The sequence below is a fragment of the Rhodococcus sp. AC861 genome, assembly GCF_979256035.1.
Window position 1 is genome coordinate 14,533 of sequence record NZ_CEEDMW010000002.1, and the last position, 12,167, is coordinate 26,699.

Sequence of the window (12,167 nt, forward strand, 5' to 3'; positions counted from 1 at the left end):
GTGCGCGTCACGGAGAGGGTGTGCGCTCGGGGGCGTGACGCCGGTCCGCGGTGGGTTCCGGGGCTGCACGGGGTGTGCACACCTCTTCAGGTGAGCGCACACCCGCTGCAGCCGGCAGCAAGAGGTGTGCGCCTCCCGGAAAGGGTGTGCGCTTCGCAGGCGCGGCGCTGGTCCGCGCGGCATTCGTGAGCTGCACCGGGTGTGCGCTCCACGGAGGGGGTGCGCGCTTGGTGATGTGACGCCAGACTGCAGCGCATTGCCGAGCTGCACGGGGTGTGCACACCACTTCTGGTGAGCGCACACCCTCCGCAGCGGGCGGTAGAGGGTGTGCGCTTCACGGAGGGGGTGTGCGCTTCGCTGGCGCGGCGCATTCCAGATCCGCACCGGGGGTCGCCGGTGGGGCAACGCTTTCCCGAGCCGCACGGGTGAGCGCTCCACGAAGAGAGCGTGCGCTTGGAGGCGTGACGCCGGACCGCGGTGAGTTCCGGAGCTGCACAGGGTGTGCGCACACTTTTTGGTGACTGTGCACCCTCTGCAGTCGGCAGTAGGGGGTGTGCGCTTCACCGGAAGGGTGTGCACTACGCACGCGCGGCGCTGGTCTGCGCTGTGTTCGTGGGCTGCACAGGGTGCGCACACCCCTTCAGGTGAGCGTGCACCCTCTGCGGCCGGCGGTACAGGGTTTGCCCTCCACGGAGAGGGTGTGCGCTTCGCCGGCGCGGCGCATTCCACAACCGCACGGGTCGCCCGGTGGTGCAACACATTCCCGAGCTGCACGGGGTGTGCGCCCGACGAGACAGTATGCGTTCGGGGGCGCGACGCCGGACTGCTGTGCGCTCCGGAGCTGAACGGAGTGCGCACACCTCTTCAGGTGAGCGCACACCCTCTGCAGCCGGCTGTAAGGGGTGCGCGTTTCACGAAGAGGGTGCGCGCTTCATTCGGCGCGGCGTTAATTCAGAGCCGCATGAGGGTCGCCGGTGGCGCAACGAATTCCCGAGCCGCACGGGGTGTGCGCACCCCTTCTGGCGAGCGTGCACCCGCTGCAGTCGGCCATAAGGGGTGTGCGCTTCACGCTAGGGATTTGCACCTTTCCACGAGCTCAGTCCTTGCCGTCTCCCCTGTCACGCACCCGGTCACCGAGATTCGCCTTCTCGTCGCGGTCCAAAGCTTCGACGTCGATGAAGCGCGACTTGCCCTGGGTAGCGCGGTTGACGAAGAACGTCACCACCCACAGCGCCACACCGAGCAGCAGCATCGCGCCGGCGATGCGGTACTGGATCATCTGCGCATCGGTACGGGCCCATGGTCCGACGAGGAACAGGCACAGGGTGCCTCCGGTGACCGGGACCCAGAGCGGCGCGCTGAAGCCCGTCGTCTCCTTCTTGCGCTTGAGAACCAGGTTGGCGACGTTGACCACTGCGAACACGCACAGCAGCAGCAGTCCGGTCGTTCCGGACAGTGCGCTGACGACCGAGTTTCCCTGCAGCTGGTTCACCACGACGATCAGGACCAGTGCCATGACCGTCGAGAAGACGATGGCGGCCCACGGCGAGCGACGCGTCGGCAGCACGGCACTGAGCGACTTCGGCAGGATCCGCTGCCGGCCCAGTCCGTAGATCAGCCGGCTCGCCATCAGCATGTTGATCAGGGCGGTGTTGGCGACGGCGAACACCGTCAGGTACGGGAAGATCTCGTCGATCGGGAGTCCCGGCGCACCGAGTCGCACGACGTGGAGCAGGATGCCTTCGCTGCCGGAGTCGTAGTCGAGCGGTAGCACCGCGATCACGGCGACGACTACCAGAACGTAGATGAGGCAAGCGATTCCGAGACCGGAGAGCATCATCTTCGGGAAGATCTTCTCCGGTTCCTTGGTCTCCTCGACCATGTTGACGGAATCCTCGAAGCCGACCATCGCGAAGAACGCGATCGTCGTCGCGACGGTGACGGCCAGGAACCAGCCCTTCTCGTTGGCGTCGTCGAACACCACCAGATTGGCGATGTCACCTTCGGCGCTACCACTTCCCACGGCAACGAATCCGATGGCGATGACAATGGCGAGCGCTGCCATCTCGATGATCGTCAGGACGACATTGAACTTCACCGATTCGCCGACGCCGCGCAGGTTGATCGCCGCCAGCAGCACCATGAATCCGAGGGCGACCACCAGCTGGGCCGTGTCACCGGTGGGCACGTCGAACCATCCGACGCCGTCCTCGGTGGAGAACGTCTCATGCAGTCCCGCAAGCAGATTGCCCGCGACGACGTTCGACGACGTGGACGCGCTGGTGATGCCGGAACAGATCACGGCGAAAGCCACCAGGAACGTCGCGAAGTGCACACCGAACGCCTTGTGCGTGTACAGCGCGGCGCCGGCCGCCTGCGGATATTTGCACACGAGCTCGAGGTAGGAGAACGCGGTCAACGTCGCGACGACGAACGCGAGGATGAACGGCAGCCACGCCATTCCGCCCACGTTCGAGATCATGTCGCCGGTGACCGCGTACACACCGGCGCCCAGAATGTCGCCGACGATGAACAACAGCAGCAGTCCGGGTCCGAGGACTCGCTTGAGTTCCGGCGATTCCGACGTCTCGGTCTCCGCGATCTGAGTCATGATTCCTCCGCTCACTCCCCCGTCGCGCAACCCTAAGCCCGACGCCGTGTCCGCGCGCGGCATATGGTGCGGACACGCAGAAGGGATTGGGACCATGAAGCTACGCACCGAGTTGGTGTCGACCGGGGGAAATACCGCCGGATTCCGGATTCCGGACGAGGCGGTGGAGGCCTTGGGAGGCGGAAAGCGCCCGAAGGTGGCGGTGACCGTCTCGGGTTTCACCTACCGCTCGTCGATCGCGCGCATGGGCGACGAGTACTGGCTGGGAATGAGTCAGGATCGACGCCGCGACGCCGGCATCGAACCCGGCCAGGAGTACGACCTCGACATCGTCCTCGACGACGCCGTTCGTACCGTCGACGTGCCGTCGGATCTCGCGGACGCCCTCGCTGCGGACACGAGTGCCGCTGCGACGTGGAAGTCATGGTCCTACACGAAGCAGAACCAGGTAGCGGTGGGACTGACCGGCGCCAGGAAGCCGGAGACCCGCGCCGCGCGACTGGCAAAGGCGCTGGCAGAACTCCGGTCCTGAACGCCGAAAGGCCCGAGCCGTGACGGCTCGGGCCTTTCGGGTGGGGATCAGATCACCAGGAGCTCTTGTGCACTCCGGGAAGCTCTCCGCGGTGCGCCATCTCGCGCACGCAGATGCGGCAGAGACCGAACTTGCGGAACACCGAGTGCGGGCGACCGCACCGCTGGCAGCGCGTGTAGGCGCGGACCGCGAACTTCGGCTTCTTGTTGGCCTTGTTGACCAGTGCCTTCTTTGCCATACGCTCAGATCTCCTTGAACGGGAAGCCGAGGTGCTTGAGCAGCGCGCGGCCTTCGTCGTTGTTGGTTGCAGTCGTGACGACGGTGATGTCCATACCGCGAGGGCGGTCGATCTTGTCGACGTCGATCTCGTGGAACATCGACTGCTCGTTCAGGCCGAACGTGTAGTTGCCGTTGCCGTCGAACTGCGTGCCCGACAGGCCACGGAAGTCCCTGATGCGGGGAAGCGCGATGGACACGAGACGGTCCAGGAACTCCCACATACGGTCGCCGCGCAGCGTGACGCGCGCGCCGATGGGCATTCCCTCGCGGAGCTTGAACTGCGCGATGGACTTACGAGCCTTGCGGATCTCGGGCTTCTGGCCGGTGATCGCGGCGAGGTCTGCGACCGCACCGTTGATCAGCTTCGCGTCACGAGCGGCGTCGCCGACACCCATGTTGACGACGACCTTGACGACGCCGGGGATCTGCATGACGTTCGCGTACTCGAACTCGGTGTTCAGCGCGTCCTTGATCTCCTCGCGGTAGCGAGTCTTCAGGCGCGGAACGATCTTGTTCTCGGTGGTCGTCATCAGATGTCCTTCCCGTTCTTACGGGAAATCCGAACGCGCTTGCCGTTGTCGTCGGTGCGGTAGCCCACGCGAGTGGGGTTGCCGTCCGAGTCGATGACCGCGACGTTCGAAACGTGAATGGGGGCTTCCTGCGTGACGATGCCGCCCGAGGATGCGCCGCGCTCGTTGGCCGAGACAGCGGTGTGCTTCTTGATGCGGTTGACGCCCTCGACGAGGATCTTGGAGGTCTCCGGGTAGGCCGTGATGACCTTGCCCTTGGCTCCCTTGTCCTTGCCCGAGATGACGATGACCGTGTCGCCCTTGTGCACCTTCATCTCACAACACCTCCGGGGCCAGCGACACGATGCGCATGAACTTCTTCTCGCGCAGCTCGCGGCCGACCGGGCCGAAGATGCGGGTACCGCGGGGGTCGTTGTCAGGCTTGATGAGAACGGCAGCGTTCTCGTCGAACTTGATGTACGAACCGTCGGCGCGGCGACGCTCCTTCGTGGTGCGGACGATGACGGCCTTGACGACCTCGCCCTTCTTGATGTTTCCACCGGGGATCGCGTCCTTGACGGTGGCGACGATGACGTCGCCGATCCCGGCGTAACGGCGTGACGAACCACCGAGAACGCGAATGCACAAGATTTCCTTGGCACCCGTGTTGTCGGCGACGCGAAGCCGCGACTCCTGCTGAATCATGGGTCTCCTTGATGACCTGGATGTACGTACGTGCCGGATACCGACCCGACACGCGCGGTCTCGTCGACCGGGCGGACGCATGCGTCTACCACGGGCAACCGCTCTAGTGTAGGGAACACGCGGGTGGGAACCAAATCGCGTTCCCTGCCGGTCCGCTGTCGACCACCCGTGTCGGGCTCCGGTGGCAGACTGTCCCTCGTGTACAGCCTAGCGAGGGGCGAGAACCGCCCCGCACCGTCGGAAGGTCTCGACATCACGGTCGCCGGGGCTGCCGTGGACGTGTCCGCGCTGCTGCTCACCGGGTCGGGAAAGGTGCGGTCGGATTCGGACCTCGTCTTCTTCAACAACCCTGTCGGGCCGGGTGTCACGTACGGCGCCGGCGGTATCCGCGTCGACACGCGGGCGGTCCCTGGCGACATCGAGACGGTGGCGGTCACCGCGAGCCTCGACGGATCCGGTCCCACCACGTTCGCCGGTCTGCCTCTACGCATCAGCGTCGGCAGCGACCTCGTCTTCGACATGACCGGCCTCACCAGTGAGACCGCCGTCGTGTGCGTCGAGATCTACCGACGCGGAGACGGCTGGAAGGTGCGCGCCGTCGGGCAGGGGTTCGACGACGGACTTGCCGGCATCGCGACGAATTTCGGGATCAGCGTCGACGACGAACCCGCACCCGCGCAGACGCCACCGCCGGTCGCAGCACCGCGACAGACACCTGCAGCACCCACCCGGGCACCATCACCCGTACCGATCCAGGGAGCACTGGCCGTGAGAAGTGAACTGTTCGCCCCCAGCAATGCCGAGGTCCAGGGCGCCGGCATCCAGAAGCAGGGCAGCAAGTTGGCCCGCGTCGCGATGAACGGCGAGATCATGGCCCGCTCGGGTTCCATGGTCGCCTACCAGGGCGACCTGAAATTCGAGGCGCAGGGATCCGGCGGTATCGGCAACATGATCCGCCGCACCATGACGGGCGAGGGCGTGCCGCTGATGAAGGTGTCGGGGCGCGGTGACCTGTTCCTCGCGAACGCGGCGCAGGACGTGCACATCATCGACCTCGACGGCAGTGACGGCCTGACCATCAACGGCGCCAACGTGCTGGCCTTCGACTCGACTCTGACGTACCGCATCGGTCGCGTCCAGGGAGCGGCCGCGAGCAGCAACGCGGGGCTGTTCAACTGCATCTTCACCGGTCAGGGCCGCATCGCCATCACGACCGACGGTCACCCCGTCGTCCTGAACGTCGATCAGCCGACGTTCGCGGACCCTCAGGCGGCGGTGGCGTGGTCGTCGAGTCTGCAGACGTCGGTCAAGAGCAACGACCAGCTGAACTTCGGAACGCTGATCGGCCGGAGCACCGGCGAGCGCTTCACGCTGCAGTTCTCCGGGCAGGGATTCGTCGTGGTGCAGCCGTCCGAGCAGCCCCCGGGCGGCTTCGTCGGCGGCACCGGTGGCGGACAGCAGGCCGGAGTCGGCGGCGCGCTCGGTGGCCTGCTCGGACGGTGACCCGCGCGACACTCGATCCCGTCCCCGGGTACGGTTTCGGGGATGGTAACCGTCGGTGCGACCGCTATCTCCGGTGCGGAGGGGGTGAGGCCTGAATGACGTATGCCGACTCGTCGACCACCACGTCGTGGTGGCAGCACGCTCCCCTCGACCGTGTCGTCCGATTGCACGGACCGCGGTTCCGCGACCTGGCCGAATCGGTGGATCCCCTACCGGACAGCGCGCCGGCAGTGCTCTTCTTCGGCTTGTCGGGCGGTACCGCGTCGCAGATCGTGGACGCCGTCGTCGACGCGCTCGAACGTGCCGCGCTGGATCTCGTCCCGCAGTGGCTGCCCGGTGCGGTGGACGCGGACGACCACTCGTCGTTGGCTCGCGGCAGCGCCCGTGCCAGGGCGCTCGAGGTCGCGGCGACCACCGACCACTTCGGCCCCTACCTCGCCCACCTGGCCGACGCCTACGTCTCCGGTCGACCCCCGCGTGACGACGCGTACTCCCGTGAGACCAGAGCAACCGGAGCCGGACGCGTCGTCGCGCAGGCGAACGGACGTCGGTCCGCGGTCCTGATCGTCGACATCCCGGTCGACGCCGACGTCGATGCCGTGTCGGCGGCTGCGGAGTGGTTGTGCGGCACCGGTATCGGGGTCTGGCTCACCGGCGCCGGTGCGGTGGAACGCTTCCCGTCGATACGCGTCGACGCACCGCCCGCGCCCGCCGATGTCAGCACCATCGTCGACAGGTTCCGCCCGTTGGGGTATCCGCCCGTCGAGGGTCGCCCCCATGCGGCCAGTGCAGCAGAAGCTCTCCTGTTCCGTCTCCTGTCGGCTCGCGAATGGGCTGCCGGGCGGGTGCACAATCGCGTCGTGAAATTGTCGGAGTTGAGTCGGCCGTTCACCATCGACGTGCTGTGGGACGAGGAGAAGGTGGCCGTCGAGATCGACGGACCCGAGCACCGCGCCCGAGCGATGTTCTCCGACGACCGCTCCCGCGACAACCTGCTGCAGACGCACGGATACATCGTGTTGCGGTTCTGCAACGAGGACATGCTGACCGACCACGGACGTGTCGTGGCCATGATCGAACAGACTCTGCACCGACGACGTACGAAGGGGACTGCAACGTGAGCGCGAACGAGTTGACCGGCACCGAGGTATCCGTGCTGATGGTGTTGATGGCCGAGGCGCGGGCGGTGCGGAATCCGGATCTGGCGGTGCTCGGTCCCGAACTGAAGAAGGCTCAGCGGGACCGATTGTCGTCGCAGGGTCTGATCGAGGTCGGCAAGGACGGTCGCTCGATGACCCTGGAACTCACCGACAAGGGATGGAAGCACTGCTCCGATCTGATGGGGACGCCGCCGCCGAAGGGCGCCGCCGGGCCGAGCAAGGCGCTGTTCACCGTCATGGCAGGGCTCGGTCGGTGGTTCCAGCGCGACGACGTGCGGCCCGCCGAAGTCTTCTTTCCCCGCGACACTCCGGCGACCATCGCCGCCCCGCCTACTCCGCCGAACGCCGTTGTGACGCCGAGCGTTCGCGCGTCGCTCGACGTCGAGACGCGCATCCGCGAGACGTACACCGAACTCGCCCGCGAGCCGGGTGCGTGGGTGCGGCTGTCGCGGCTGCGGCCGGCGCTCGCCGACATTCCTCGCGCCGACCTGGACGACGCGTTGGCGCGCCTGCGCCGCGCGTCGGATGTCTCCCTCATTCCCGAGGAGAACCAGAAGACCTTGACCGACGAGGACCGTGCGGCGGCCGTCGACGTCGGCAATCAGCAGAACCATCTCTTGGCGATCGAACAGTGACGGGCGGCTCCACCATGGCGACCACGACCACCAAGTCCGAACAGATCCGCGCGCTCGAATCGGTGCGACTGAGCTGGGCACCCACTCCTGACGACGTCTGGCGTTCGCAGTCCGACGTGCACGTACCCGGCATGCACGAGCGTGTGTTCACCGAGGTCATGAGCGCCTACACCGATGCCGAGAACTCCGACGACGCAAGCCCTCTGGGCGTCGTCGTACAGGGACCTGCCGGGTCCGGCAAGACACACCTCCTGGGCCAGGTCCGCGAGGAGGTCCAGTCGCGGGGCGGCTACTTCTTCCTCATCCGGCTTCTCGACGCGGCCGGCTTCTGGCGATCGACGTTGATGGGCATGCTCGACGATCTCAACCGTCCGTCCGGTCGCGGTGACGACAGTCAGCTCCGGCTGGTGCTGCGTCGACTCTGCGACATCGCCGGCGTGAGCGACGATCAGCGTCGTCAGATCATGGGCGAGAGCATGATCGAGCCCGACGTGCTCAACGAGTTCGTCACCGGCGTCTACAAGGCGCACCCTCGGCACCGTCGGACGTCGCAGCACACCCTCCGCGCCCTCGTTCTGTCCATCGCGCCCGATGCCGCCGTGCAGGACATCGGCGATGCCTACCTACAGTCGATCGACGACGTCGACGCCGACGAGTTCGATTCGTGGGGTATCCGCCGGGCAGAGCTCGGGCATCAGGGCATCGCGGAGAACATCTCCCGACTGCTAGCGATCACGGGGCCCACGATTCTCGCCATCGACCAGATCGACACCCTCGTCGCCCAGGCTCGCACCGGTGCGGACAAGGACTACGCGGACGAGCAGGAAGACAAGGTGGTCGAGCAACTCGCCCACGGTCTGATGACGCTGCGGGAGACGTTGCCTCGCACCGCATCCGTGTTGTCGGCGCTGTCGAGCGCATGGGATCTGATCGCTGCACGCGGTGTCGCACCGATGCGCGACCGGTTCCGAGTCACGCAGCGGCTCAAACCGATTCCATCGTCCGACGTGGGTCGACTGCTGCTCGAACGTCGACTCGGCGCATGCTTCCGCGAGGTGGGATTCGAGACTCCTCACCCGACCTGGCCGGTGGCTGTCGACGCCTTCGACAAGGCGCCCGACTTCACTCCACGACAGCTGCTCATCGCCGTCGACAAGCACATCCGTCACTGCCTCGAGACCGGTGTCGCGACCGAGCTGACCGACTTCGCTTCGAGCGGAGGAGGATCCGATGCCCCGTCACTGCCGACCGCCAAACGATCCGAACTCGAGGCACTGGACGAGCGCTTCGCTGAGCTGCGGAGCGCGGCGGACGTGTCGACACCTCTCGAGCCCGGCACCGAGGACAGCCTCGTCCCGGCACTGCTCTCGGCGGGTCTCGACGCGTGGATCCACGAGCATCAGTCGTCCGACGACAGTCTCGCCCAGGACCCACCCCCCAGCGGGCGGCCTGCGCTGCACGCCCGGCTGAGGCACACCGTCGACAGCGACACCGACGACGAGGAGCACTGGTGCTTCCGCGCGGTCACGTCCTCGAATGCACGAGCGGCGCTCGCCCGGATCGAACGTGCCGTCACCGCAGCGGGTCTGCACATCGACATGCCGCGTCGACGGCTGATCCTCATCCGCAATTCGTCGTGGCCGAAGGGCGCGAAGACCGAGCAGACGGTGGCAGCGTTGCACCGCGCCGGCGGCGTCGAGGTCCCGCTGAGCGAGGACGACCGGCGCTCGCTGATCGCTCTCGGGGCGCTGCGTTCGGAGAACTCCCCAGCGCTCACGTCGTGGCTGCTGGCCCGCAAGCCTGCTCACGAGATCGAGCTGTTCCGGACGGTCCTGCCCGATGCGAGCGTCGTCGACGACGATCAAGCTCTGATCGAACCGGAAGCGGCGCAGGCACCTGTCGCCGCCGTTCCGCGCCGGGAGCACATCGAGATGGGCACCGAACTCAGCACCAACGCCGAGGTTCGCATTCCGCTCGAGGCACTGCGCAAGCACACGGCGATCTTCGCCGGATCGGGCAGCGGTAAGACGGTGCTGATCCGCCGACTCGTCGAGGAGTGTGCGCTGCACGGAGTGTCGTCCATCGTGCTCGACATCAACAACGACCTCGCCCGCCTGGGTACGGCGTGGCCCGAGGACGAACGCACGTGGCCGCCGGGCGACGAGGCGAAAGCTGCTGCGTACCTCCGCGATACGGACGTCGTGGTCTGGACACCCCGGAAGTCGTCCGGGCGTCCGCTGAGCTTCCAACCACTTCCCGACTTCGCGAGCGTCATCGGTGACCGGGACGAGTTCGATGCGTCCGTCGAGTCGGGGCTCGCCGCTCTCGCTCCCGCCGCACTCGCCACGGGAACCACCGAGAAGGCGAAGCACCGCCAGGCCGTGCTGCGTGCTGCGCTGGACGGCTTCGGCCGGCGTTCGGCGGGCGACATGTCCGACTTCATCGACCTGCTGGAGAATCTGCCTGCGGATGCGAGCGAGATGCGGGACGCGGTGCGCATCGCCGCGGACCTCGCGGAGAACCTCAAGGCCGCGATGACCAACGACCCGATGTTCGCCGGGTCCGGCACCCCGGTCGATCCCGGAGTGCTCCTGACTCCGGCGGAGGGGAAGAAGGCGCGGGTGTCCGTCATCAACCTCTCGGGATTGACGACGGAAGAGCAGAAACAGAGCTTCGTGAACCAGCTGCAGATGGGGCTGTTCGCCTGGATCAAGAAGAACCCGGCCGGCGATCGGCCTCTGGGCGGCCTGTTCGTGATGGACGAGGCCCAGAACTACGCACCGTCCGACAAGGCGACGCCCGCTACCCACAGCACGTTGGCGCTGGCGTCGCAGGCCCGCAAGTACGGCCTGGGTCTGGTGTTCGCGACGCAGGCGCCCAAGGGACTGCACAACCGCATCGCCGGAAATGCGGCGACACAGTTCTACGGACTCCTCAACAGCCCCGCACAGATTCAGGCCGCACAGGAGATGGCCCGCGCGAAGGGCGGGTCGGTTCCCGACGTCGGCCGCTTGCCCGCGGGCCAGTTCTACGCGGCGGTCGAGGGCTCGGAGTTCCGGCGCACCGCCACTCCCCTGTGCCTGACCTACCACCCCAAGAGTCCTCCCACCGAGGAGGAAGTCCTCGCGCTGGCCCGCGAGTAGCGTTGATCGCATGGCTTACAGATACCTCGGAAACAGTGGACTCAAGGTCTCGGAAATCACCTACGGCAATTGGCTCACACACGGGTCGCAGGTGGAGAACGACGTCGCGACCGCCTGCGTGAAGGCAGCTCTCGACGCCGGCATCACGACGTTCGACACCGCGGACGTGTACGCCAACGGCGCGGCCGAGACGGTGCTGGGCAAGGCGGTGGCGGGCGAACGTCGTGAAGGTCTCGAGATCTTCACCAAGGTGTACTTCCCGGTCGGCGAGAAGGGCCCGAACGACACGGGGCTCTCGCGCAAACACATCTTCGAGGGCATCGAGAACTCGCTCCGACGCCTCGGCACCGACTACGTCGACCTGTACCAGGCACACCGCTACGACCACGAGACGCCGCTCGAGGAGACCATCGCCGCCTTCGGTGACGTCGTCCAGCAGGGCAAGGCGTTGTACATCGGCGTGTCCGAGTGGACCGCGGACCAGCTGCGCGAAGCGCAGACACTCGCCCGGCAGCGCGGATTCTCCATCGTCTCCAATCAGCCTCAGTACTCGGCACTGTGGCGCGTCATCGAGTCCGACGTGGTCCCGGCGTCCAAGGAACTCGGCATCTCGCAGGTCGTCTGGTCGCCGCTGGCTCAAGGCGTCCTCACGGGCAAGTACGTTCCCGGACAGCCGCTTCCCGAGGGCTCGCGCGCGACCGACGACAAGGGCGGCGCGGACATGATCTCGCGCTACATGAACGACGAGACCCTGACGCGCGTGCAGAAGCTGAAGCCGATCGCCGACGACCTGTCGATCACCATGTCGCAGCTCGCCATCGCGTGGGTACTGGCGAATGACAACATCGCCGCGGCACTGGTCGGCGCCTCCCGTCCCGAGCAGATCGCCGACAACGTCAAGGCCGCCGATGTGACGCTGGATGCCGACGTGCTCACGAAGATCGACGAGGCACTCGGTGACATCGTCGAGAAGGACCCGAGCAAGACGAAGAGCCCCGAGACGCGACTGGCCTGAGGTCAAGATCAGGTAAAGGATCGGTCAGATCCGTCCGAAGACGAGCGGGATCCGGGGTACCGGGGTCGAATGAGA

The 12,167-nt window shown here is 66.6% G+C and carries 11 protein-coding genes; 6 read left to right on the top strand and 5 right to left on the bottom strand.

Annotation, left to right across the window (positions count from 1 at the left end; genetic code table 11):
- Nucleotides 1–1,096: 1,096 nt before the first annotated feature.
- A complete protein-coding gene (locus AC0IX4_RS05545) occupies nt 1,097–2,611 on the bottom strand; it encodes an APC family permease (protein WP_471828362.1) in 1,515 nt (504 codons plus the stop codon).
- Nucleotides 2,612–2,705: 94 nt separating this feature from the next.
- Here AC0IX4_RS05545 and AC0IX4_RS05550 point away from each other — a divergent pair, with 94 nt between their 5' ends.
- Nucleotides 2,706–3,143, top strand: a complete 438-nt coding sequence (locus tag AC0IX4_RS05550; protein WP_056073674.1) for a DUF1905 domain-containing protein — start codon at nt 2,706–2,708, stop codon at nt 3,141–3,143.
- Between the two features lie 52 nt (nt 3,144–3,195).
- Here AC0IX4_RS05550 and AC0IX4_RS05555 read toward each other — a convergent pair whose 3' ends face one another.
- From AC0IX4_RS05555 to rplN, 4 genes are read right to left on the bottom strand one after another with little or no spacing between them, the layout of a single operon-like run.
- Nucleotides 3,196–3,381: a type Z 30S ribosomal protein S14 gene (locus AC0IX4_RS05555; RefSeq protein WP_027504665.1), complete on the bottom strand. Its 186-nt coding sequence runs from the start codon at nt 3,379–3,381 to the stop codon at nt 3,196–3,198.
- 4 nt (nt 3,382–3,385) lie between these two features.
- Nucleotides 3,386–3,952: a 50S ribosomal protein L5 gene (gene rplE / locus AC0IX4_RS05560; protein WP_056073676.1), complete on the bottom strand. Its 567-nt coding sequence runs from the start codon at nt 3,950–3,952 to the stop codon at nt 3,386–3,388.
- The gene (gene rplX / locus AC0IX4_RS05565; RefSeq protein ID WP_042575440.1) at nt 3,952–4,266 is read right to left on the bottom strand and encodes a 50S ribosomal protein L24; all 315 of its coding nucleotides are present in this window, start codon (nt 4,264–4,266) and stop codon (nt 3,952–3,954) included. The genes rplE and rplX overlap by 1 nt, the downstream gene beginning before the upstream one ends.
- 1 nt (nt 4,267) lies before the next feature.
- Nucleotides 4,268–4,636, bottom strand: coding sequence for a 50S ribosomal protein L14 (gene rplN / locus AC0IX4_RS05570; RefSeq protein WP_027504662.1), 369 nt, complete (start codon nt 4,634–4,636; stop codon nt 4,268–4,270).
- A gap of 189 nt (nt 4,637–4,825) precedes the next feature.
- On the opposite strand from rplN, the gene AC0IX4_RS05575 reads away from it, so the two are divergent.
- The 5 genes from AC0IX4_RS05575 to AC0IX4_RS05595 all read left to right on the top strand — a co-directional run bounded on the left by AC0IX4_RS05575 (nt 4,826) and on the right by AC0IX4_RS05595 (nt 12,092).
- A complete protein-coding gene (locus tag AC0IX4_RS05575) occupies nt 4,826–6,139 on the top strand; it encodes an AIM24 family protein (protein WP_471828793.1) in 1,314 nt (437 codons plus the stop codon).
- Between the two features lie 95 nt (nt 6,140–6,234).
- Nucleotides 6,235–7,260: an endonuclease domain-containing protein gene (locus tag AC0IX4_RS05580; RefSeq protein ID WP_471828363.1), complete on the top strand. Its 1,026-nt coding sequence runs from the start codon at nt 6,235–6,237 to the stop codon at nt 7,258–7,260.
- Nucleotides 7,257–7,934, top strand: coding sequence for a hypothetical protein (locus AC0IX4_RS05585; RefSeq protein ID WP_471828364.1), 678 nt, complete (start codon nt 7,257–7,259; stop codon nt 7,932–7,934). The genes AC0IX4_RS05580 and AC0IX4_RS05585 overlap by 4 nt, the downstream gene beginning before the upstream one ends.
- Nucleotides 7,935–7,948: 14 nt before the next feature.
- The gene (locus AC0IX4_RS05590) at nt 7,949–11,077 is read left to right on the top strand and encodes an ATP-binding protein (protein ID WP_471828365.1); all 3,129 of its coding nucleotides are present in this window, start codon (nt 7,949–7,951) and stop codon (nt 11,075–11,077) included.
- Nucleotides 11,078–11,087: 10 nt separating this feature from the next.
- Nucleotides 11,088–12,092, top strand: a complete 1,005-nt coding sequence (locus AC0IX4_RS05595) for an aldo/keto reductase family protein (RefSeq protein WP_471828366.1) — start codon at nt 11,088–11,090, stop codon at nt 12,090–12,092.
- Nucleotides 12,093–12,167 lie beyond the last annotated feature (75 nt).

What these genes read in the sequence shown, in the direction of transcription:
- AC0IX4_RS05595 (WP_471828366.1), top strand. Translation starts at nt 11,088, where the DNA reads ATGGCTTACAGATACCTCGGAAACAGTGGACTCAAGGTCTCGGAAATC.
- AC0IX4_RS05545 (WP_471828362.1), bottom strand. Translation starts at nt 2,611, where the DNA reads ATGACTCAGATCGCGGAGACCGAGACGTCGGAATCGCCGGAACTCAAG.
- AC0IX4_RS05590 (WP_471828365.1), top strand. Translation starts at nt 7,949, where the DNA reads ATGGCGACCACGACCACCAAGTCCGAACAGATCCGCGCGCTCGAATCG.
- rplE (WP_056073676.1), bottom strand. Translation starts at nt 3,952, where the DNA reads ATGACGACCACCGAGAACAAGATCGTTCCGCGCCTGAAGACTCGCTAC.
- rplX (WP_042575440.1), bottom strand. Translation starts at nt 4,266, where the DNA reads ATGAAGGTGCACAAGGGCGACACGGTCATCGTCATCTCGGGCAAGGAC.
- AC0IX4_RS05555 (WP_027504665.1), bottom strand. Translation starts at nt 3,381, where the DNA reads ATGGCAAAGAAGGCACTGGTCAACAAGGCCAACAAGAAGCCGAAGTTC.
- AC0IX4_RS05580 (WP_471828363.1), top strand. Translation starts at nt 6,235, where the DNA reads ATGACGTATGCCGACTCGTCGACCACCACGTCGTGGTGGCAGCACGCT.
- rplN (WP_027504662.1), bottom strand. Translation starts at nt 4,636, where the DNA reads ATGATTCAGCAGGAGTCGCGGCTTCGCGTCGCCGACAACACGGGTGCC.
- AC0IX4_RS05550 (WP_056073674.1), top strand. Translation starts at nt 2,706, where the DNA reads ATGAAGCTACGCACCGAGTTGGTGTCGACCGGGGGAAATACCGCCGGA.